Source organism: Streptomyces sp. NPDC088194 (assembly GCF_040702025.1).
Taxonomy (GTDB): domain Bacteria; phylum Actinomycetota; class Actinomycetes; order Streptomycetales; family Streptomycetaceae; genus Actinacidiphila.
The window spans coordinates 58,431-78,686 of sequence record NZ_JBFBIV010000038.1 but is presented as its reverse complement, the minus strand read 5'-3'; the positions used below and the strand labels follow the sequence as shown (position 1 = coordinate 78,686).

Here is a 20,256-nt window from a genome sequence, read left to right as displayed (position 1 = left end):
CCGTTCGACTTGCATGTGTTAAGCACGCCGCCAGCGTTCGTCCTGAGCCAGGATCAAACTCTCCGTGAATGTTCACCGGTAATCCGGTAGCACACCCGCGAAAGAGCGGCACCACGAGGAGGAATAGTCCCCGCAGTGCACAGCGTCCTCGCTGTGTCGCCTCCCTCAACCGAGGAAGGACTTTTTCAAAGGAACCTCATCCCGATCGAAACGACCGGAACGGGGTATCAACATATCTGGCGTTGACTTTTGGCACGCTGTTGAGTTCTCAAGGAACGGAAGCTTCCTTCGGTCCACCGTTTCCGGTTTTCCCTCCGGGCTTTCCCTTCGTGTTTACTACTGTACTCCGTTCCTGGGCCGATTCCTAATCGGCTTCTTCGAATTGGATTTTGGCGCACCAAAAAACAACCCGAAGATCGGGGCATCGTCAGTAGTGGGTGGCCGCTCGGCCGGCGGAGCCTCGTGTGAAGCAGGCGCGCCGTTTCAGCGACTCGGACTACGTTACGCACGAGCGGCGACCGAGTCAAGTTCGGTCGCCGCTCAAACGTGGATTTCCGGCCGTCTCAGGCCAGTTCGACCGCTCCGAGGTTGCGCTTGCCCCGGCGCAGCACCAGCCAACGCCCGTGGATCAGGTCGCTTTGGGCGGGTACGGCGTCCTCGCCGGCCACCTTCTCGTTGTTGAGGTAGGCGCCGCCCTCCTTGATGGTGCGGCGGGCCGCGGACTTGCTCGGGGCCAGCTCGACCAGGGTCAACAGGTCAGCGATCGGGGCCAGTTCGGTGACCTTGGCGTGCGGCAGCTCGCTGAGCGCCGCCGTGAGGGTGCGCTCGTCGAGGTCACCGAGCTCGCCCTGGCCGAAAAGCGCCTTGGAAGCGGCGACCACGGCCGCGCACTGGTCGGCGCCGTGCACCAGCGTGGTCAACTCCTCGGCCAGCGCCCGCTGTGCGGCCCGGGCCTGCGGCCGCTCGGCGCTCGCCTGCTCCAGCTCCTCGATCTCCTCGCGGGAGCGGAAGCTGAAGGTGCGCAGGTAGCGCGCGATGTCACGGTCGTCCGCGTTCAGCCAGAACTGGTAGAAGGCGTAGGGCGTGGTCAGTTCGGGGTCGAGCCAGACGGCGCCGCCCTCCGTCTTGCCGAACTTGGTGCCGTCGGCCTTGGTGAGCAGCACCTGAGTGAGGGCGTGCGCGGGGCCGTGCGGCTGGTTGCCCTCGATTCGGCGGATCAGGTCGAGCCCGGCGGTGATGTTGCCCCACTGGTCGCTGCCGCCGATCTGCAGCGTGCAGCCGTACTCCTTGTACAGCTGCAGGTAGTCCAGCGACTGGAGGATCACGTAGCTGAACTCGGTGTAGCTCATGCCCTCGCCGTCGAGGCGGGTCTTGACCGTCTCACGGGCGAGCATCTGGTTGATGCTGAAGTGCTTGCCGTAGTCGCGCAGCAGGGCGAGGGCGGAGACGCCCTCGGTCCACTCGTAGTTGTTGGCCATCACGGCCTGGGTCGAGCCGGGGGTGTCGAAGTCGAGGAACGCGGAGAGCTGCCCGCGCAGCGCGCTGACCCACTGCTGGACGGTCTCGACGTCGTTGAGCACCCGCTCGGCGCTGGGCTTCGGGTCGCCGATCAGGCCGGTGGCCCCGCCCACCAGGGCGATCGGCCGGTGGCCGGCGAGCTGGAAGCGGCGCAGCGTCAGGATCTGGGTGAGGTGGCCGACGTGCAGGCTCTTCGCGGTGGGGTCGAACCCGCAATAGAGGGTGAGGGGACCGTTCGCGAGCGCCTTGCGCAGGGCTTCCTCGTCGGTGGTCTGGGCGAGTACGCCCCGCCACCGCAGCTCGTCGACGATGTCCGTCACGGTGTCCATGTCTCCTTGGATCTGCTCGGGTCTGCGACCTGCTCGGTTCGGTTCCTGGCCGCCCGGGTCGCCGAGCGCCTGGGCGGCTTGCGCCCGGGTGCCGGGATTCCTGGTACCAGCGTGCCCGAGGGTACGTGGTTCCGGCGAGTCGATTATCCGCGCTTGCGCGGCGTGTGCGGGCGGTAGGGGCTGACCGTGGGGTCGGCGTCGATCCAGTAGCGCCAGGGGTGGGCCGCCCCGTCGCCGCCGACTCCGGTACGGGGGCCGCTGCGGATGGCCCCCGCGGCGGGCGGGGTGCCGGTGAGGACGCGGAACGGGCCGCCGTCGGCGGAACAGGCGTCGGCGCCGTTGAGCGTGCGGTCCACGCCGAGTGCGGTGGCGAGCCGGGCCGGGCCCTGGGCGAGGTCGGCGTCCTTGCGGGAGGTGGGGCGGCGGGGGCGGGCGAGGTCGGCGCCCGCGGTGATCCGGCCGGCTCTGAGCAGCACCCCGCTGGCGGTGCCCGCCAGGCCGCAGACCAGGTTCAGGCAGTGCCACATGCCGTAGGTGAAGTAGACGTAGGTGTGGCCGGGCGGGCCGAACATCACGGCGTTGCGGTCGGTGCGGCCGCGGTAGGCGTGGGAGCCGGGGTCGTTGGGGCCGTCGTACGCCTCGACCTCGGTGAGCCGCAGCTCGATCGGGCCGTCGTCGGTGGCGCGGACGAGGGTGCGGCCGAGCAGGTCGGGGGCGATCTCCAGGACCGGCCGGTCGAAGAACGAGCGCTTCAGCGGGGTCCGGTCCGGTGGAGTGGTCACGAGGCAGGAGCGTAGTGGACGAGCCGGAACCGGGTGGGCGGCGCGGACGCCGTGGAGATCCACTCGGCAGGCCCTAGGCTCGGAGCCAGTTCGCTCCGTTCCCGGCGGGGCCCGGTTCCTGGCAGGGGCCCGGTCCCGGCGGGGGCTTCGTTCCCAACAGGGGCTTCGTTCCCCACAGGAGGTGTCGAGGTGACCGAGCAAGCGCGACGGCCGCTCCCCCATGACTTCCACCCGCCGGTGCCGGCGTTCACGGTGGTCAGCGACGATGTGGCGCCGGGTGGGGCGCTCAAGGACGCCCAGGTGTTCGCGGGCGGGAACACCTCGCCGCAGCTGCGGTGGGAGGGGTTCCCGGCGGGGACCAAGAGCTTCGCGGTGTCCTGCTACGACCCGGACGCGCCGACCGGCAGCGGGTTCTGGCACTGGTCGGTGTTCGACATCCCGGCGTCGGTGACGGAGCTGCCCGCGGGCGCCGGGTCCGGGGACTTCGCCGGGCTGCCGGCGGGCGCGGTACAGGTACGCAACGACTACGGCACCCGGGACTTCGGTGGCGCCGCGCCGCCGCCCGGGGACGGCCCGCACCGCTATGTGTTCACCGTGTACGCGGTGGACGCGGAGAAGCTGGGGCCGGACGCGGACGCGTCGCCCGCGGTGGTCGGTTTCAACCTCCGGTTCCACGCGCTGGCGCGGGCCCAGCTGATCGGCGTCTACGAGGTGCCGGCCGACGCGGCCTGAGGCGCGTCCCCGGCACCCGCGCAGGCACGTACCCCGGCGGAAAACTCCGTTGTCCGGCGCGGGCGTCGCGGGCACAGTGGTCCCACCTGAAAGACCCCGGGAGGTGGGCGGAAATGCGTGAGACGCTGGTGCTGAATGCGAGTTTCGAGCCGCTGTCGACGGTGTCGCTGCGGCGTGCGGTCGTGCTGGTGATGCAGGACAAGGCGGTCGTCGAGCAGGCCCACCCCGGTCTTCGGGTCCGTGCGGCGCGGGTGGAGATGCCGATGCCGCAGGTGATCAGGCTGTGCCGGTACGTCAGGGTGCCGTTTCGACAACGGGCGCCGTGGTCGCGGCGAGGGGTGCTGGTGCGTGACCGGCACCGCTGCGCGTACTGCGGGCGGCGGGCCACGACCGTGGACCACGTGCAGCCGAAGTCGCGCGGTGGCGGCGACACCTGGCTGAACACGGTGGCGGCGTGCGGTGAGGACAACCAGCGCAAGGCGGACCGTACGCCGGAGCAGGCCGGGATGCGGCTGCTGGTGCGGCCGTTCGAGCCCACTCCGGCCGACGCGCTGCTGCTGGCGCTGGGTGTCCGGGATCGTGCGGACCTGCCGGAGTGGCTGGCGGTGCCGGCCTGAGCCGGTCACCGGCGTTCACTTCAGCAGGAGTTGGACGATCGCCGCGACGCCGACCACGACGATGAGGCCGCGCAGTGCCATCGGCGGGAGGCGGCGCCCCACCCGGGCGCCGATCAGCCCGCCGATGGTGGCGCCGGCCGCGACGAGGGCGACCGCGACCCAGTCCATGTGGGCGATGACGATGAAGAACAGCGCGGCGATGCCGTTGACCATCGCGGCGAGCACGTTCTTCAGGCCGTTGATCCGCTGGAGCGTCTCGTCGAGGAGCAGTCCCATCAGGGACAGGTAGAGGACCCCCTGCGCGGCTCCGAAGTACCCGCCGTACACGCTGGCGAGGAGGATGCCGAGCGGGAGGAAGGGTCCGCCGTTCACGGGGGCGGCGGACCCGCTGCGCTGCCGGCGCGCCTGGATGGCGCGGGTCAGGCGCGGTTGCAGGACCACCAGGACCAGGGCGAGCGCGATGAGCACGGGCACGATCGCGTGGAACGCCTTGGACGGCAGGTTGACCAGGAGGATGGCGCCGGCCGAGCCGCCGATCAGGCAGAAGCCGCCCAGCCGCAGCAGCCGCTCGCGCTGGCCGGCCAGTTCGCGCCGGTAGCCGATGGCGCCGGCCACCGAACCGGGCACCAGGCCGAGGGTGTTGGAGACGTTCGCGGTGACGGGTGGCAGGCCGACGGCCAGCAGGACGGGGAACGTGATCAGGGTGCCCGAGCCGACGATGGTGTTGATGGTGCCGGCTCCGATTCCGGCGGCGAGCACGGCGACGGCTTCCGCTGGCGACATCGGCCCTCCATGATCGGTGCGCGTCCTCCCCGCCGTTGACGGTCGAGGGGTGCGCAGCGATCATGCCACACCGGTGCGCGTGCTTCGAGGGGCCGCCCGGTCCTGGCCGGCGGCGCCCCCGGTGCTTCTCAGCGCTTCTCGCCGGGTCAGTCCTTGTCGAACGGCGGGGCTTCGCGGCGGGGCGCGGGCGTGGCCGCGGGCCGGGTGGCGGGGCTCGCGCCGGTGCCGTTGGCCGGGGCGCCGCCGTTGCCTCCGTTGCCCCCATTGCCTCCGTTGCCGCTCAGGCCGGGGATGTTGACCATGCCGCCGAGGCCCTTGAGGGCGTCGTTGAGCTCGCTGGGGATGATCCAGAGCTTGTTGGCGTCGCCCTCGGCGATCTTCGGGAGCATCTGGAGGTACTGGTAGGCGAGGAGCTTCTGGTCCGGGTCGCCGGCGTGGATCGACTCGAAGACGGTGCGGATCGCCTGCGCCTCACCCTCGGCGCGCAGGGCGGCGGACTTCGCGTCACCCTCGGCGCGCAGGATCGAGGACTGCTTCTCGCCCTCCGCGGTGAGGATCTGGGACTGCCGGATGCCCTCGGCGGTGAGGATCGCGGCGCGCTTGTCACGGTCGGCGCGCATCTGCTTCTCCATCGAGTCCTGGATGGAGGTGGGCGGTTCGATCGCCTTGAGCTCGACGCGGTTGACGCGGATGCCCCACTTGCCGGTCGCCTCGTCGAGGACGCCGCGCAGCGCCGCGTTGATCTCCTCGCGCGAGGTGAGGGTGCGCTCCAGGTCCATGCCGCCGATGATGTTGCGGAGCGTGGTGACGGTGAGCTGCTCGATCGCCTGGATGTAGCTGGCGACTTCGTAGGTGGCGGCCCGGGCGTCGGTGACCTGGTAGTAGATGACCGTGTCGATGTTCACCACCAGGTTGTCCTGGGTGATCACCGGTTGCGGCGGGAACGGCACGACCTGTTCGCGCAGGTCGATGCGGTTGCGGATGGTGTCGATGAACGGGACGACGATGTTCAGCCCGGCGCTGAGGGTGCGTGTGTAGCGGCCGAAGCGCTCGACGATGGCGGCGCTGGCCTGGGGGATGACCTGGACCGTCCTGATCAGCGCGATGAAGACGAGCACCACCAGGATGATGAGGACGATGATGATGGGCTGCATGGTCACTCCGGCGCCGGTTGAGTGCGGATGGAGCATGTACTACGACATGATCAATTGTCGCAGACAGTAGGCGTACCGCGTGCGGGGTTCGGCGAATTCCCGGTCTGCGGCGGCTCGTTGACTGCTGCGGTGGTGCTGTGCGGTGGTGCTCTGCGGTCCAAGCTCTGCGGTGCTGCGGTCCCTCGATACTGCGGGTGCTGCGGGTGCTGCGGTCCTTCGGTGCTGCGGGTACTTCCGTGCCGCGGGTTCGCCGCGGGTCCTACGGGCCTACATCACGACCGCGGTCGCGCCGTCGATCTCCACGACGTCCACCTGCTGGCCGGGGTCGAAGACGCGGTCGTGTTCCAGGGCGCGGGCCGACCAGATCTCCCCGGCGAGCTTGATCCTTCCGCCCGCCCCGTCGTCGACGCGTTCGAGCACGACGGCCCGCTTGCCCTTGAGCGCGTCCACGCCGCTGCGCTGCTCGGGACGCTGGCGGTTGCGGTAGGCGATCGGCCGGACGAAGACGAGCAGCGCCACGGAGACCACGACGAAGACGATGACCTGGGCCACGATGCCGCCGCCGGCTCCCGCGGTGACGGCTCCGCCGACCGCTCCGACCGCGAACATGCCGAATTCGGGCATCGCCGTGATCACCAGCGGGATGCCCAGCCCCACCGCGGCCACCAACCACCACACCCATGCGTCCACGACGCCAATCGTAGGCGTACACGGCCCAGTTGCGGCAGTGCGCAAGCCGGACACCTACGTCGGGGGTTGCTGCCGGGTTCCTACTTCAGCGGCAGACCCGCGGCGGTCCAGCGGTCGCCGCGACGCTCGACGACGAGCGGGAGCCCGAAGCAGTGCGACAGGTTGCGGGAGCTGAGCTCGGTCTCCAGCGGGCCGGCGGCGACCACCTTGCCCTGGCGGATCATCAGCACGTGGGTGAAGCCGGGGGCGATCTCCTCGACGTGGTGGGTCACCATGATCATGGAGGGCGCGATCGGGTCGCGGGCGAGCCGGCCGAGCCGCCGCACCAGGTCCTCGCGGCCGCCGAGGTCGAGTCCGGCCGCGGGCTCGTCGAGCAGCAGCAGCTCGGGGTCGACCATCATCGCGCGGGCGATCAGGGTCCGCTTGCGCTCGCCCTCGGAGAGGGTGCCGAACTTCCGGTCGAGGAACTCGGTCATGCCGAGCCGGTCGAGGAAGGCGCGGGCCCGCTCCTCGTCGACCTGTTCGTACCCCTCGTTCCAGGTGGCGGTCATGCCGTAGGCGGCGGTGAGCACGGTCTCCAGGACGGTCTGGCGGCGCGGCATCTTCTCCGCCATGGCGGCGCCGGCCACGCCGATCCGCGGCCGCAGCTCGAAGACGTCGACGCTGCCGAGCTTCTCGCCGAGGATCTGCACGGTGCCCGCGCTCGGGAAGAGGTAGCTGGAGGCGACGTTCAGCAGGGTGGTCTTGCCGGCGCCGTTGGGACCGAGGATGACCCAGCGCTCGCCCTCGGCGACCGACCAGGAGACCCCTTCGACCAGAGCGCGTCCGTCGCGGACCACGGATACGTCCACCAGCTCCAGTACATCGCTCATGAGCGCGCTGTCTCCCATTGCATCTCGGCAGTCTCGGCATGTCGGTGTGCCGGGATCGGCACGGGCCGGAAGGAACAACCCCCGAGGAAAACTTACGCCACCACACGAGCGGTCCAGTCCATAGGCTGGGGGCATGCTTGATGAACCTCGTTCAGGACGGCTGGCGGCGTGGGGAAATGCCCTGCTTGCCGGACTTGCCGCCCCTGATGACGTTGCTCAGCGGATCTCGGCCGACGACGCGGTGCACCGCGTCGTCGGGCTGCCGGGCGAACCGGCCCCGGTCGGGCTCACCCTGGGCCTGGGCAGACTCCGCGCCCTGGGCGTCACCGGCCTGCGGCTCGCGCTGCCGGTGGCGGGGCACCCGCTGGGGCTGTCCGGCCCGCCCGAGTTCAACGCCCGCGCGATGGCGGCCGGCGAGGCGGTGCTGACGGTGGGCGCGGTCTCGCTCGGCCTGGTCCCGGAGGTCTACGAGGCCGGGCCGGCCGGTGACCTGCACGTGGACGTGGAGTGGCAGTGCCTGCCGGTACGCGACTCCCCGCCGGCCGACGTGCCCTCGCTCGGCGAGGCGGAGCGGGAGCTGGCCGAGGCACTGCGCGACGCCACCGACGCGCTGGCGCAGCTCGACGTGGCCGGCGCGGGTCCGGCCGCGCAGGCGGCGCTGGAGGCGTACCGGGCGCGGGCGGAGCGCGGCCGCGAGGTGCTCGCGCCGGGCTACCCGCCGCGCGCGGTGCGGGTGTTGGAGCTGGCGCAGCGGGTGGCGGCGCTGGTGTCGATAGCGTCCGACGGGCACGGCGGCGCGGTGAGCGCGTCGCAGATCGCGGCCCGCGCGGAGTTGCTGCGGCCGGTGGAGCGGACCGCGCGGCGCGCGCAGGTGGCGGCGTACAACGCGTACGTGGAGGAGGCGGAGCGGCGCCGGCCGTAGTCGGGGGCCGGCCGCGGGGTTCGCGACCGGGGCCGCGACCCGTACCGGCCCGACAGCCGTGCGGGCCCGGCGGCGACGTACGGGGACGTCGGCCGCGGGGCCCGCGCGGGTTGGTGCCGCCCGAGGTTCAGGCGGCGGCCGGTGTCACAGGTTGGCGCCGGTGTTGCCGAAGGCCGGGTTGAGCAGGCCGATCACGTTGACGGTGTTGCCGACCACGTTGACCGGGACGTGCACCGGGACCTGCACGAGGTTGCCGGAGGCCACGCCCGGGGACTTCACGGCGGCACCGTGCGCGCCCGAGTCGGCCGAGGCCGCACCGGCGCCGGCGGCGATGAGGCCACCCGCCACGAGGGTGATGGTCGCGGCCTTCTTCAGGTTCTTCACTTCGAACTTCCTCCTTGCGAGACGCGTCGCGGCCAGCCGCCGCGACACGCCATGCAGAACGGATCGCCGCCGCATCGGATGCGCGCCCCGGGAGACATACACCCGACAGTATGAATCTCACTCCGCCAAGCGCGGGTGTGCGGGCGTGGCGCGCCGGCGCCCGAGGGAGCGCGCCGACGGGCCACGCGCGCCAGGTGCCCCGGCGGGCGCGTGCCGGTCGCCGGCGGTCAGTCGCCGACGACCGGTCGCCCACGACCGGACGTCTTACGACCTTTCGCCCACGGCCGGACGTCCACGACCGGACGTCCACGACCGGACGTCCACGACCGGACGTCCACGACCGGTCGCCCACGGCCGGATGCCTACGGTCAGTCGCCGACGCCGTTGCGGACCGCCCACAGCGCCGCCTGGGTGCGGTCGGCGAGGTCCAGCTTCATGAGGATGTTCGACACGTGGGTCTTCACGGTCTTCTCGGAGAGCACCAGCGCACGCGCGATCTCCCGGTTGGAGCGGCCGTCGGCGATCAGACCGAGGACCTCGCGCTCGCGTTCGGTCAGCGCGTTGCCGCGCCCGCTGCCCGGGGCGGGCTGGTCCGGGGCGAGCAGCGCCCCGGCCACCTCGGGCTGGAGCAGGACGTGCCCGGCGTGCACCGAGCGGATCGCGTCGGCGAGCGCGACCGGGTCGACGTCCTTGTAGACGTAACCGGCGGCGCCGGCCCGCAGGGCGGGGACCACGGTGCGCTTCTCGGTGAAGCTGGTCACGATGAGGACCCGGGCGGGGCTGTCCGCCTCGTGCAGCAGCCGCAGCGCCTCGATGCCGTCGGTGCCGGGCATCTTGACGTCCATCAGGATCACGTCGGGCCGCAGCTCCAGCGCGCGGGCCACGCCCTCGTCGCCGTCGGCGGCCTCGCCGACCACCTCGATGTCGCCCTGGACCTCCAGGAACGTCCGCAGGCCGCGGCGGACCACCTGGTGGTCGTCCACGAGCAGCACCCGGATCACCTTGTCAGCCACCTGGCACCTCCATCTCGATGACGGTGCCCTTGCCGGGCTCCGATTGCACGCTCAGCGATCCGCCGACGCCGTCGGCGCGGTCCCGCATGGAAACCAGGCCGAGGTGGCGGCCGGCCCGGCGGACGGCGGTGGGGTCGAAGCCGCGGCCGTCGTCGCGGATGCGCAGCCGGGCGCCCCTGCCGTGTCCTTCGAGGGTGACGGCGACCGTGCGGGGGGCCGCGTGCCGCAGCGCGTTGTGGGTGGCCTCCTGGGCGACCCGCAGCAGGGCCTCCTCCTGGGGCGCGGGCAAGGCGCGCGTCCGGAAGGCGCGGAAGGTCACGCTGGCGGAGTGCACCCGGTCCAGGACGTCGGCCTGGGTGCGCAGGGTGGCCACGAGCCCGTCCTCGTCCAGCGCGGCCGGCCGCAACTCCACGACGACGGCCCGCAGCTCGTCGGCGGCCTCGGCGGCGAGCATGGCGACCTGCCGGATCTCCTCCTTGGCGCGGCCGGGGTCGGTGTCGACCAGTGCGGCCGACGCCTGGGCGGTCAGCCGCAGCGAGAAGAGCTTCTGGGAGACCGCGTCGTGCAGTTCGTGGGCGATCCGGGCGCGCTCGCCGGCCAGCGTCAGCTCGCGGCTGCGTTCGTGCAGCCGTGCGTTGGTGAGGGCGATGGCGGCGTGGTCGGCGAGGATGCGCAGCAGGTCCTCGTCGTCCTGGGTGAAACCGGCCGGGCAGGCCCGGTCCGCGGCGTCCTGGGCGGAGCCCGCGCCGGCATCGGTCCCGACATCGGCGCCGGCATCGGAGTCGGCACCCCTGCCGGGGCCGTCGGCGTTGCCGGAACTGTCGGCGTTGCCGGCTCGCTCGGCCGGGATCTTCTTGTTCGCGAGGAAGATCGCGCCGAGGATCTCGTCGCCGTCGGCCACCGGCATGCCGATGAAGTCCTTCATCACCGGGTGGGCGCGCGGCCAGCCGGCGAAGCTCTCGAAGTCGCGTACGTCGGTGAGCCGCTGCGGGGTGGCCTCGTGGAGCATCGCGGCGAGCACGCCGTGCTGCCGGGGCAGCGGGCCGATCGCCTTCCACTCCTCGTCGCTGACCCCGTCGACCACGAACTGGGCGAAGCCGCCCTGGTCGTCGGGCACGCCGAGCGCGGCGTACTGCGCGCCCAGCAGTTCCCGGGCCGAGGCCACGATGGTCTGCAGGACCTCGCGCACCTCCAGCCGCCGGTTCATCGCCACGATCGCGGCGCTGACCGCTTCGATGCCGCCTCGCGGCGCCCGTTCGGACATGCCCTCAACGGTACCCGCCGCAGGTGACGGGCCGTATGCGCCGCAGGACGGACTGTCCTGGTCCCTGTGGACTAGGGCCAAGTGCCCGCGCCGGTTGCGGCGGCCGCCCGAGGCGGGCGGCGCGGTCGCGTTCCTACGGTGTGGGCATCGGGTCCGGCGACCGCGCCGGGCCGTGGCGGAAGGCGGGCACCATGCCGGTGGCGATCATCACGGGCGCGTCGCGCGGGTTGGGCCGGGCGCTGGCCGAGGAGCTGGCCGGACGCGGCTGGGACCTGGTGCTGGACGGCCGCGACGCGGACAGGCTGCGGGCGTCGGTACGGGACCTGGAGCGCGACCGGACCGACGATCCAACAACCCTCAAATCGGGCGAATCTCACAATGCCCCCTATATAGGGGACAAAGGTGCGCGGGGTCCGCAGGGCGGAAGCACAGCACCGGACCGGCCGGCGCGCGGCCGGGTACGGGCGGTCGCCGGTGACGTGACGCGCCCGGAGCACCGCGCCGAGCTGGTCGCGGCGGCCCGGGAACTGGGCGGCGGCGCGGGTCCGGACCTGCTGGTCAACAACGCGAGCTCGCTGGGCGCGGAGCCGCTGGTGCCACTGGCCGAGCTGGCCGAGGACGGGCTGCGCGAAGCGCTGGAGACCAACGTCATGGCGCCCTTCGCCCTGGTCAGGGCGGCGCTGCCGGGACTGCGGGCGGCAGGCGGCGCGGTGCTGAACGTCAGCTCGGACGCGGCCGTGGCGGCGTATCCCACGTGGGGCGGGTACGGCGCGAGCAAGGCCGCGCTCGACCACCTGTCGGCGGTGCTCGCCGAGGAGGAACCCGCGGTCCGGGTGTGGTGGGTGGACCCCGGCGACCTGCGGACCGAGCTGTACGCGGCGGCGGTGCCGGACGACCCCGACTTCGCGGAGCGGCTGCTGCCGGAGCAGGTGGCGCCCGCGGTGCTGCGGCTGCTCGACGGCCCGGCCGGCAGCGGCCGCTACGTCGCCGCCGAACTGGCCGGCCCGAAGGAGGCGCGATGAGCGCGGCGGCACCGGCCCTGGTCTGCGAGACCTGCGACGCCGAGGCGGCCCGGGTGGACACCGGGGCCCTGGCGGACCTCCGGCTGCCGCCGGAACTGTCGGCCGCGGTGCCCGCGCCGCGCCGGGACGCGGTACGGCTGCTGGTCGGGCGGCGGAGCGGCGGCGAGGTGACCCACCACGGGTTCCGCGAGCTGCCCGGGCTGCTGCGGGCCGGGGACGTCCTGGTGGTCAACACGTCGAGGACGCTGCCGGCGGCGCTGGACGGCTGGGCGGCGGACCCGGGCACCGGCGGGAGCGACCGCGCCCGGGCCGACTCGAAGGCCGGCCCGCCCGTGGTGGTGCACTTCTCCACCCGGCGGGACGACGGCCGCTGGGTGGTGGAGGTGCGCTCCCCCGACGGGCACGGCTCGACCGTGCGCAGGCCCGGCGGACCGGCCGGAACCGAGGTGCGGCTGGCCGGCGGCGGCCGGCTCGTGCTGGAGCGCCCGCTGGACCCGGCCACCGACCGGCTGTGGGTGGCGTCGGTACGGGTGCCGGACGTGGTGCGGCACCTGCGCCGCCACGGGCGGCCGATCCGCTACGCGTACACCGCGCGCGACCAGCCGCTGTCGGCGTACCAGACGGTCTTCGGCACGCCGTCGGCCGACGGGCGGGGCTCGGCGGAGATGCCGAGCGCGGCCCGGCCGTTCACCGCGTCGCTGGTCACGGAGCTGGTCAGCCGGGGAGTGCAGATCGCACCGATCGAGCTGCACACCGGGGTGGCGTCCGCCGAGGCGCACGAGCCGCCGTACGCGGAGCCGTACACCGTGCCGGCGAGCACCGCGTGGCAGGTGAACGCGGCCCGGGCGGCCGGCGGGCGGGTGGTGGCGGTCGGCACCACTGCCGTGCGCGCGCTGGAGTCGGCGGCCGACGGGCGCGGGGTGGTGCGGGCGGCACACGGCTGGACGGAGCTGGTGATCACCCCGGAGCGCGGGGTGCGCGCGGTGGACGGCCTGCTGACCGGGCTGCACGAGCCGGAGGCGTCCCACCTGCTGATGCTGCGGGCCCTGTCGGGCGACGGGCTGCTCACCCGCGTCTACGCGGAAGCGTTGCGCGGCCGTTATCTCTGGCACGAGTTCGGAGACGTCAACCTGCTGCTGCCATAAGGGCTTTCGGCCCCCGAATAAGCGTCACATAAAGCACCCCCTCCGTCACCTTCCGCGACGCAGGGGGTGCCCCCTTGTGACCTCACCTATAGGACCTGCGTCACATACTAAGGAGCTTAGTGGAATTCAGGTCCCGAAACTCCGGGAGAAAACCCGGGAACTCCGGCGCGGGCGCCAGCCGCATCTACGAGTTCGGCTCGTAGCAGGGCTCATTGACCCCCGATTTCCGACCCTCTAACAATTCTCGGGTCCCAATCGGAAGAGGTAATCCCGCATGCAGCTCCCCACGATCCCGAAGATCGACCGACTGTCCAGGAAGCACAAGATCACGGTGGCCGGTGTCGCCGCCGCCGCGGCCGTTGCCCTGACAGTCACCGGTCTCGAGGCGACCGCTGGTGGGTCGGCTGTCGCCGCAGGCGACCCGACTGGGTTCTCCGTCTCCACCGGCGACCAGGTCAAGAGCATCAGCCCCGAGTCCGGCATGGCCTCCCAGAAGGCCATGTCCGACCAGGCCACTGCTCAGAAGAAGGCCGCCGCGGACGCCGCGGCGAAGAAGAAGGCGGCTGCGGACGCCGTCGCGAAGAAGAAGGCCGCGGACGCGGCTGCTGCGAAGAAGAAGGCGGCCGACGAGGCCGCCGCGCGCGCCAAGGAAGCGGCCAACCGCTCCACCAAGCGCGTCGTGATCAAGAAGACCGCGCCGGTGATCAAGAAGACCGCGCCGGTGGCCAAGAAGGCCGCCCCGGTCGCCAAGGCCGCTCCGGTCGCGAAGGCCACGACCGCGGCGCCGGCCGCGGTGACCTACCCGAACAACCTGGACGGCTGGATTCGCGAGGCCCGGGCCACCCTGGCCGCGCACAACATTCCGGTCCCGACGTACAACGGCATTTACCGCAACATCATTCGGGAGTCGTCCGGCAACCCGAACGCGATCAACCTGTGGGACTCGAACGCCGCGAAGGGCATTCCCTCCAAGGGCCTGCTCCAGACCATCGACCCCACGTTCAACGCGTACCACGTCTCCGGCACCTCGTGGAACGTCTACAACCCGGTCGCGAACATCGCCGCCGCCTGCAACTACGCGTACCACGTGTACGGCGGCATGGACAACGTGAACTCGGCGTACTGATCGAGCGATCCGCCGAATGCGGGAACCCGAAAGGGCGGTGGGACACATGCGTCCCACCGCCCTTTCCGCTGCCCTGAACTGCCCGCGGCCGGGCCGCGGACCGGCTACTTCCGCATGACCTCCGGCTCGTGCCGGCGCAGCAGCCGGGCGACGACGAAGCCGCACAGCACGGACATCGCCAGCAGCACCACGACGTCCAACGTCCAGGCGCCCGCGGTGTGCTGCCACAGCGCGTCATGCGTCCTGCGGGTCGGGTCCCATGGCAGCAGCGTGTTGAGGCTCGCCGTGGCACCCGCCCCGGCCACCGCCCAGCGGGCCGGCATCAGCCAGGACAGCTGCTCCACCCCGGGCTTGCCGTAGAGCTGGAAGAGCACCCCGGTGAAGACGATCTGCACGATGGCGAACATGACCAGCAGCGGCATGGTCTTCTCCGCCGTCTTCACCAGCGCCGAGATGATCAGGCCGACCATCATCGAGGTGAAGCCGAACACGATGATGACCAGCGTCATCTCCACGCCCGGGTGGCTGTGCAGGACGACGCCCTGGGTGGGCATCTTGCGCGGCGCGAAGCCGATGCCGCAGATGATCGCGCCCTGCAGCGCGGTGATCAGGCCGAGCACGATGACCTTGGACATCAGGTACGCCGACCGGGACAGCCCGACCGCGCGTTCCCGCTCGTAGATCACCCGCTCCTTGATCAGCTCGCGGACCGAGTTCGCCGCGCCCGCGAAGCACGCGCCGACCGCGAGGATCATCAGGATGGTGCCCGCGTCCTTGTTCTGGAAGTACGGCGCCTTGCCGAGGCCGAGGCCGTAGTCGGCGGGGATCAGGATGCTGACCACGCCGAGCACCGCGGGCAGGATCACCATCAGCCCGATGAAGCCCCGGTCGGAGACGATCACCGACAGGTAGCGCCGGACCAGCGTGACCAGCTGCGAGCCCCAGCCCTGCGGCTTGGGCGGCCGCGCCGCCTGGTACGGGATGTAGTGCGCGGCCTGCGGGGCCGCCTGGTCCAGCTCGGCGGCGTACGTCTGGTAGTGCTGCGAACCGCGCCAGCGGCCGGACCAGTCGTAGTCGCGGTAGTTCTCGAACGCGGAGAAGACGTCGGCCCAGTTGTCGTAGCCGAAGAAGGTCAGCGCCTCGTCCGGCGGGCCGAAGTACGCCACCGCGCCGCCCGGCGCCATGACCAGCAGCTTGTCGCACAGCGCCAGTTCTGCCACCGAGTGGGTGACGACCAGGACGGTCCGGCCGTCGTCGGCGAGGCCGCGCAGCAGCTTCATCACGTCGCGGTCCATGCCCGGGTCGAGGCCGGAGGTCGGCTCGTCCAGGAAGATCAGCGACGGCTTGGTCAGCAGCTCCAGGGCGACCGAGACGCGCTTGCGCTGGCCGCCGGAGAGCGAAGTGACCTTCTTGTCGGCGTGGATGTCGAGCTTCAGCTCGCGCAGCACCTCGTCGATCCGCGCCTCGCGCTCCGCGGTCGCGGTGTCGCCGGGGAAGCGGAGCTTGGCGGCGTACCGCAGCGCGGTCCTGACCTGGAGCTCCTTGTGCAGGATGTCGTCCTGCGGGACCAGGCCGATGCGCTGGCGCAGCTCCGCGAACTGCTTGTACAGGTTGCGGTTGTCGTACAGCACCTCGCCCTGGTCGGCCGGCCGGTAGCCGGTCAGCGCGCGCAGCAGGGTCGACTTGCCGGAGCCGGACGGGCCGATCACGCCGATCAGCGACTTCTCCGGCACCCCGAAGGAGACGTCCCGCAGGATCGTCTTCGTGGTCTTGCCGTGCGGCACCGTCACCGACAGGCGGCGCGCGGAGAACGACACGTCGCCGGTGTCGACGAACTCCTCCAGCCGGTCGCCGACCAGCCGGAAGGTGGAGTGGCCCACGCCGACGATGTCGTTGGGGCCCAGCAGATGGCGCTGCACCGGCTGGCCGTTGACATAGGTGCCGTTGTGGCTGCCCAGGTCGGCGATCTCGTAGCGGCCGTCCGGGTGCGCGCGGAACTCCGCGTGGTAGCGGGAGACCTGGAGGTCGGAGACGACCAGCTCGTTCTCCAGCGCACGGCCGATCTTCATCACCCGGCCCAGCGCGAGCTGGTGGAAGGTGGTGGGGCTGCGCACGCCGTAGCCGGGCGCTCCGCCCTGCGGCTGCTGCGGCGGAGACTGCTGCGGCTGCGGTGGTTGCTGCGGGGCTTGCTGCATCTGCGGGCCGGGCGGCTGCGGTTGCTGCTGGGGCGGCCGGCCCCAGCCCTGCTGCGGCGGCTGTTGCGGCGGGACCTGCGCGGGCGGAGCACCCCAACCCCCCGCGCCCTGCTGCCCGTGCTGCCCCTGCTGCGGGACGCCCTGCGGCTGTCCCGCGTACATCTGCGGCTGCTGCTGCGGGGGTTGGTACTGCGGTTGCGGCTGCTGCGGCGGTTGTGGCGGTTGCTGCGGGCGCGCCTGGGGCGGTGCCTGCTGGTAGGCGGCCGCCTGCTGCGGGGCCTGTTGAGGTGCGGACTGCGGCGCGGCCTGGGCCGAGGCGGCCCCCGCGGCCGCCGCGCCCACACCCGCTCCGGCGCTCGCACCCGCGGGACCGGTGAAGTCCAGCCGGGGCCCGTCGGTCGCGTTGCCGAGGTGGACCGCGGCGCCGGGGCCGACGTCGGCGTTCTGGACCCGCCGGCCCTGCACGAAAGTGCCGTTGGTGCTGCCCAAGTCCTCCAGCAGCCAGCCGCGTTCACCGCGGCGGATCGTGGCGTGCCGCCAGGACACCCTCGGATCGTCGAGGACGAGGTCGCCTTGCGGGTCGCGGCCGAGGCTGTAGGACCGGGATGGGTCCAGCGGCCAGGTCTGTCCGTTGAGTTCGAGTACGAGTTCAGGCACCCCATGCCCCATTTGTTGTCCCCCGAAGTCCCCCATGGAGGGGCAGTCTAGGGATTGCGAACATCGGGAGGAACTGTTTCAGGCTCGGATCGGTCACCGATTGCCACCCTCCACGCCCCACGACGCACCCTGCGCACCCCCGGTTCCGCGCCGCGACGCCTTCGGTCCGACCCGGTTCGGCGAGTGCCGGATAAGTAGTACCACCCCGGCAGGGCGCCCCGCGCCGGACCGCACGACCCGCGTCCCGCCGTACCGCCCCGCCCCCGGCCCGGTCGTACGGTCCCTGTCCGGCCGCGCGCCCCGCGTCCCGCCGTACGGCGCCCGCTCCCCCGGCGCCCCGGGTGTCCGCCAGCCGGGACAGCTGGTGCCCGGCCGGCGGACGGCGGATACGGTGGGAGCACCATGAACGACGCCCCGCAGACCCCACCGGCAGCCGCCGCGGACGAGATCGTCCCCACGCTTCCCGCGGCCGACGCGCCGACCCTCCTGGTCAAGATCTTCGGCAAGGACCGGCCCGGGCTCACCGCCGGGCTCTTCGAGACGCTCGCCGGCTACGACGTGGCCGTGGTGGACATCGAGCAGGTGGTGACCCGTGGCCGGATCGTGCTGTGCGCGCTGGTCACCGCCCCCACCGCCCGTGGCGCGGAGAGCGAGCTGCGGGTCACCGTGCACGGCTGGGCCGAGTCGATGAAGATGCAGGCCGAGATCATCTCCGGGATCGGCGACAACAGCCCCCGCGGCGCGGGCCGTTCCCATGTCACGGTGCTCGGCCGGCCGCTGGTACCGGAGTCCATCGCGGCCATAGCGGCTCTGATCACCGAGGTCGGCGGCAACATCGACCGTATCTTCCGGCTGGCGAAGTACCCGGTGACCGCGGTGGAGTTCGCGGTGTCCGGCGCCGAGCACACCGCGCTGCGCTCCGCGCTGGCGCTGGAGTCCGCCGCGCGCGGGGTGGACGTGGCCGTGGTGCCGTCCGGGCTCCAGCGCCGGGCGCAGCGGCTGGTGGTCATGGACGTGGACTCCACCGTCATCCAGGACGAGGTGATCGAGCTGTTCGCCGCGCACGCCGGGTGCGAGGAGCAGGTCGCCGAGGTGACGGCGGCGGCGATGCGCGGCGAGCTGGACTTCGAGCAGTCGCTGCACGCGCGGGTGGCGCTGCTGGCCGGTCTCGACGCGTCCGTGGTGGACAAGGTGCGCGCCGAGGTGCGGCTGACCCCCGGCGCCCGCACCCTGGTGCGTACGCTCAAGCGGCTCGGCTACCAGGTCGGCGTGGTCTCGGGCGGCTTCACCCAGGTGACCGACGACCTCAAGGAGCGGCTGGGGCTGGACTTCGCGGCCGCCAACACCCTGGAGATCGTCGACGGGCGGCTGACCGGCAAGGTGACCGGGCCGATCGTGGACCGCGCCGGGAAGGCACGGCTGCTGCGCTCCTTCGCGCAGCTCGCGGGGGTACCGCTGAGCCAGACGGTGGCTGTCGGCGACGGCGCCAACGACCTGGACATGCTCAACACCGCGGGCCTCGGTGTGGCCTTCAACGCGAAACCGCTGGTGCGGGAGGCGGCCGACGCCGCGGTGACCGTCCCCTTCCTCGACACCGTGCTGTACCTGCTGGGGATCACCCGCGAGGAGATCGAGGCGGCCGACGCGCTGGACGGCACGGTCACTGACTGAGCCGGGACGGGCCGGAATGGGCCGGGACGGCCCGGCGCGCGATCCGGCCGCGCGCCGCGCTCCCGCGGGCTCCTCACGGACTCGCCGTTCCGCGGGCTCGCCGTCACCCCCGCGCCCCCGCACTCCCGCGGGCTCCTCGCGCTGCCGCCCGCGCTATCCCTCGTGCGGCGCCCAGAACCCGGTGAGCCGGGCCACGCCGTGCTCGGCGGACTTCCACGGCCCGGTGAAGGTGAGGACGGCGAAGGCCGCGGTGGGGAAGCCGCCACGGTGCATCCGGGACAGCGCGTCGCTGTCCGCCGAGCCGGCCAGCGCCTCGGCGAGGGCGTGCATGCCCGGGTTGTGGCCGACCAGCAGCAGCGAGCCGACGCTGTCGGGGGTCTCCCCGATCAGGGCCAGCAGGTCGCCGAGGCTCGCGTCGTAGAGCCGCTCCTCGTAGACGGTCTTGGGGCGGTGCGTCATCTCGTGCGCGACGAGTTTCCACGTCTCGCGGGTGCGGGTGGCGGTGGAGCACAGCGCGAGGTCGGGGGTGATGCCGTCGTCGGTGAAGCGGCGGCCGGCCGCGGGCGCGTCCAGCCGGCCGCGGTCGGCCAGCGGGCGCTCGTGGTCCGGCACGGACGGCCAGTCGGCCTTGGCGTGCCTGAGCAGGACGATGGTGCGGGTCGAATCGGCGGTCATGTCCTTCAGCTTTCCAGAATTCCGGCCGGCGGGCGCGGGCTGGCCGGTCTCCCGAGGTCACCGGCCGTCACCGCCGCCCCGGGAAAACGCCCCGCCCCGGCGGTGACGGCCGGTGACCGCCGATAACGGCAGGGGCCGGCCGGACGCGCATCGGGCCGGGTCGGGGCCCGCTCCAGGCCGCGTCCACGCCGCGTCCAGGACCGATCCAGGCCGCGTCCGGGCCCGATCCACGCCAGCCCCCCCGGGCCCGGGTCAGATCAGGCGGTGCACCAGCGCGCTGAAGACCGCGGCGAGCCGTCCGAACAGGTCGCCGTGCGCGGCGGCCGTCGAGGCGTCCGCGGTCCCGCCGCTGAGCAGCGCCAGCAGCACGGCGAACGCCACCACGGGCAGCGCCACCGCCCACCACGGCACCCTGGTCTGCGCGGTGGACGCCTTTCCCGGGCCGCGGTCGGCACGGGGCGCGGCGGCGGACCGGGGCTGCCGCTCGTACAGGTGCGGGGACTGCGTGGTCACGGTGACCGCCTCCGTGCTGGGTCCGTCGAACTGCCGGATCGCTGTTCTTCCAGGTGCAGTTCGACGCTACGGCGGCGGGGCGCGGCGGCCCATCCGGTCGTCCACCCACTTGACCCTGACCCTGGCCCCCTAGGGAAGGTGGGGTTCTCCCCACCCTCCGCCTCAGGGTCGCGGTCGGGGTCCGGGCCGGAG

Annotated in this window: 19 protein-coding genes and 1 rRNA gene; 7 read left to right on the top strand and 13 right to left on the bottom strand. The window is 72.4% G+C overall.

Annotated elements, in window-relative coordinates; translation table 11 throughout:
* The 3 genes from AB0399_RS22015 to AB0399_RS22005 all read right to left on the bottom strand — a co-directional run.
* A 16S ribosomal RNA gene (locus AB0399_RS22015) occupies nt 1–69 on the bottom strand; the annotation flags it as partial.
* Between the two features lie 494 nt (nt 70–563).
* Nucleotides 564–1,838, bottom strand: a complete 1,275-nt coding sequence (gene tyrS / locus AB0399_RS22010) for a tyrosine--tRNA ligase (RefSeq protein ID WP_366412487.1) — start codon at nt 1,836–1,838, stop codon at nt 564–566.
* 152 nt (nt 1,839–1,990) lie between these two features.
* Entirely contained in the window at nt 1,991–2,629 is a 639-nt protein-coding gene (locus AB0399_RS22005; protein ID WP_366412484.1) for a DNA-3-methyladenine glycosylase, read from the bottom strand.
* Nucleotides 2,630–2,818: 189 nt separating this feature from the next.
* Between AB0399_RS22005 and AB0399_RS22000 the strand changes: the two genes are divergently transcribed.
* Together AB0399_RS22000 and AB0399_RS21995 are read left to right on the top strand one after the other, a co-directional pair.
* Nucleotides 2,819–3,361, top strand: a complete 543-nt coding sequence (locus tag AB0399_RS22000) for a YbhB/YbcL family Raf kinase inhibitor-like protein (protein ID WP_366412483.1) — start codon at nt 2,819–2,821, stop codon at nt 3,359–3,361.
* 113 nt (nt 3,362–3,474) lie between these two features.
* On the top strand, nt 3,475–3,978 hold the full coding sequence (locus AB0399_RS21995) for an HNH endonuclease (RefSeq protein WP_328462540.1): 504 nt from the start codon (nt 3,475–3,477) through the stop codon (nt 3,976–3,978).
* Nucleotides 3,979–3,993: 15 nt separating this feature from the next.
* On the opposite strand, the gene AB0399_RS21990 is transcribed toward AB0399_RS21995, so the two are convergent.
* The 4 genes from AB0399_RS21990 to AB0399_RS21975 all read right to left on the bottom strand — a co-directional run bounded on the left by AB0399_RS21990 (nt 3,994) and on the right by AB0399_RS21975 (nt 7,477).
* Entirely contained in the window at nt 3,994–4,761 is a 768-nt protein-coding gene (locus AB0399_RS21990) for a sulfite exporter TauE/SafE family protein (protein WP_329370764.1), read from the bottom strand.
* A 146-nt stretch (nt 4,762–4,907) separates the two neighbouring features.
* Entirely contained in the window at nt 4,908–5,915 is a 1,008-nt protein-coding gene (locus tag AB0399_RS21985; protein ID WP_366412482.1) for an SPFH domain-containing protein, read from the bottom strand.
* A 267-nt stretch (nt 5,916–6,182) separates the two neighbouring features.
* Entirely contained in the window at nt 6,183–6,614 is a 432-nt protein-coding gene (locus AB0399_RS21980) for an NfeD family protein (protein WP_328473944.1), read from the bottom strand.
* Nucleotides 6,615–6,685: 71 nt separating this feature from the next.
* Entirely contained in the window at nt 6,686–7,477 is a 792-nt protein-coding gene (locus tag AB0399_RS21975; RefSeq protein WP_328462546.1) for an ABC transporter ATP-binding protein, read from the bottom strand.
* A gap of 133 nt (nt 7,478–7,610) precedes the next feature.
* On the opposite strand from AB0399_RS21975, the gene AB0399_RS21970 reads away from it, so the two are divergent.
* Complete coding sequence (locus AB0399_RS21970; protein ID WP_329370761.1) at nt 7,611–8,399, top strand: hypothetical protein; 789 nt, start codon at nt 7,611–7,613, stop codon at nt 8,397–8,399.
* Between the two features lie 144 nt (nt 8,400–8,543).
* On the opposite strand, the gene AB0399_RS21965 is transcribed toward AB0399_RS21970, so the two are convergent.
* The 3 genes from AB0399_RS21965 to AB0399_RS21955 form a co-directional block, all read right to left on the bottom strand.
* Nucleotides 8,544–8,783: a chaplin family protein gene (locus AB0399_RS21965; RefSeq protein WP_328462550.1), complete on the bottom strand. Its 240-nt coding sequence runs from the start codon at nt 8,781–8,783 to the stop codon at nt 8,544–8,546.
* 368 nt (nt 8,784–9,151) lie between these two features.
* A complete protein-coding gene (locus tag AB0399_RS21960; RefSeq protein WP_329370756.1) occupies nt 9,152–9,796 on the bottom strand; it encodes a response regulator transcription factor in 645 nt (214 codons plus the stop codon).
* Nucleotides 9,789–11,060 carry a GAF domain-containing sensor histidine kinase gene (locus AB0399_RS21955; RefSeq protein ID WP_366412481.1) on the bottom strand — a complete coding sequence of 424 codons (1,272 nt, stop codon included), beginning with the start codon at nt 11,058–11,060 and terminating at the stop codon, nt 9,789–9,791. The genes AB0399_RS21960 and AB0399_RS21955 overlap by 8 nt, the downstream gene beginning before the upstream one ends.
* Nucleotides 11,061–11,251: 191 nt before the next feature.
* Here AB0399_RS21955 and AB0399_RS21950 point away from each other — a divergent pair, with 191 nt between their 5' ends.
* The 3 genes from AB0399_RS21950 to AB0399_RS21940 all read left to right on the top strand — a co-directional run bounded on the left by AB0399_RS21950 (nt 11,252) and on the right by AB0399_RS21940 (nt 14,353).
* On the top strand, nt 11,252–12,082 hold the full coding sequence (locus AB0399_RS21950) for an SDR family oxidoreductase (RefSeq protein ID WP_366412480.1): 831 nt from the start codon (nt 11,252–11,254) through the stop codon (nt 12,080–12,082).
* Nucleotides 12,079–13,227, top strand: a complete 1,149-nt coding sequence (locus AB0399_RS21945; RefSeq protein WP_366412479.1) for an S-adenosylmethionine:tRNA ribosyltransferase-isomerase — start codon at nt 12,079–12,081, stop codon at nt 13,225–13,227. The genes AB0399_RS21950 and AB0399_RS21945 overlap by 4 nt, the downstream gene beginning before the upstream one ends.
* Nucleotides 13,228–13,501: 274 nt before the next feature.
* Complete coding sequence (locus AB0399_RS21940) at nt 13,502–14,353, top strand: transglycosylase SLT domain-containing protein (RefSeq protein ID WP_329370748.1); 852 nt, start codon at nt 13,502–13,504, stop codon at nt 14,351–14,353.
* 104 nt (nt 14,354–14,457) lie between these two features.
* On the opposite strand, the gene AB0399_RS21935 is transcribed toward AB0399_RS21940, so the two are convergent.
* Nucleotides 14,458–17,217 carry an FHA domain-containing protein gene (locus AB0399_RS21935; RefSeq protein ID WP_366412478.1) on the bottom strand — a complete coding sequence of 920 codons (2,760 nt, stop codon included), beginning with the start codon at nt 17,215–17,217 and terminating at the stop codon, nt 14,458–14,460.
* 390 nt (nt 17,218–17,607) lie between these two features.
* Here AB0399_RS21935 and serB point away from each other — a divergent pair, with 390 nt between their 5' ends.
* On the top strand, nt 17,608–18,876 hold the full coding sequence (serB, locus tag AB0399_RS21930; RefSeq protein WP_328462564.1) for a phosphoserine phosphatase SerB: 1,269 nt from the start codon (nt 17,608–17,610) through the stop codon (nt 18,874–18,876).
* A gap of 153 nt (nt 18,877–19,029) precedes the next feature.
* Here serB and AB0399_RS21925 read toward each other — a convergent pair whose 3' ends face one another.
* Both AB0399_RS21925 and AB0399_RS21920 read right to left on the bottom strand, forming a co-directional pair.
* Nucleotides 19,030–19,551: a histidine phosphatase family protein gene (locus AB0399_RS21925; RefSeq protein ID WP_328462566.1), complete on the bottom strand. Its 522-nt coding sequence runs from the start codon at nt 19,549–19,551 to the stop codon at nt 19,030–19,032.
* A 252-nt stretch (nt 19,552–19,803) separates the two neighbouring features.
* On the bottom strand, nt 19,804–20,064 hold the full coding sequence (locus AB0399_RS21920; protein WP_366412477.1) for a hypothetical protein: 261 nt from the start codon (nt 20,062–20,064) through the stop codon (nt 19,804–19,806).
* Nucleotides 20,065–20,256 lie beyond the last annotated feature (192 nt).

Bases quoted from the DNA above. Each gene is read 5' to 3' on its own strand.
- AB0399_RS21970 (WP_329370761.1), top strand. From the start codon at position 7,611: ATGCTTGATGAACCTCGTTCAGGACGGCTGGCGGCGTGGGGAAATGCC.
- AB0399_RS21955 (WP_366412481.1), bottom strand. From the start codon at position 11,060: ATGTCCGAACGGGCGCCGCGAGGCGGCATCGAAGCGGTCAGCGCCGCG.
- AB0399_RS21990 (WP_329370764.1), bottom strand. From the start codon at position 4,761: ATGTCGCCAGCGGAAGCCGTCGCCGTGCTCGCCGCCGGAATCGGAGCC.
- AB0399_RS21925 (WP_328462566.1), bottom strand. From the start codon at position 19,551: ATGACCGCCGATTCGACCCGCACCATCGTCCTGCTCAGGCACGCCAAG.
- AB0399_RS21945 (WP_366412479.1), top strand. From the start codon at position 12,079: ATGAGCGCGGCGGCACCGGCCCTGGTCTGCGAGACCTGCGACGCCGAG.
- AB0399_RS21935 (WP_366412478.1), bottom strand. From the start codon at position 17,217: ATGGGGCATGGGGTGCCTGAACTCGTACTCGAACTCAACGGACAGACC.
- AB0399_RS21975 (WP_328462546.1), bottom strand. From the start codon at position 7,477: ATGAGCGATGTACTGGAGCTGGTGGACGTATCCGTGGTCCGCGACGGA.
- AB0399_RS21950 (WP_366412480.1), top strand. From the start codon at position 11,252: ATGCCGGTGGCGATCATCACGGGCGCGTCGCGCGGGTTGGGCCGGGCG.
- serB (WP_328462564.1), top strand. From the start codon at position 17,608: ATGAACGACGCCCCGCAGACCCCACCGGCAGCCGCCGCGGACGAGATC.
- AB0399_RS21940 (WP_329370748.1), top strand. From the start codon at position 13,502: ATGCAGCTCCCCACGATCCCGAAGATCGACCGACTGTCCAGGAAGCAC.
- AB0399_RS21995 (WP_328462540.1), top strand. From the start codon at position 3,475: ATGCGTGAGACGCTGGTGCTGAATGCGAGTTTCGAGCCGCTGTCGACG.
- AB0399_RS21985 (WP_366412482.1), bottom strand. From the start codon at position 5,915: ATGCAGCCCATCATCATCGTCCTCATCATCCTGGTGGTGCTCGTCTTC.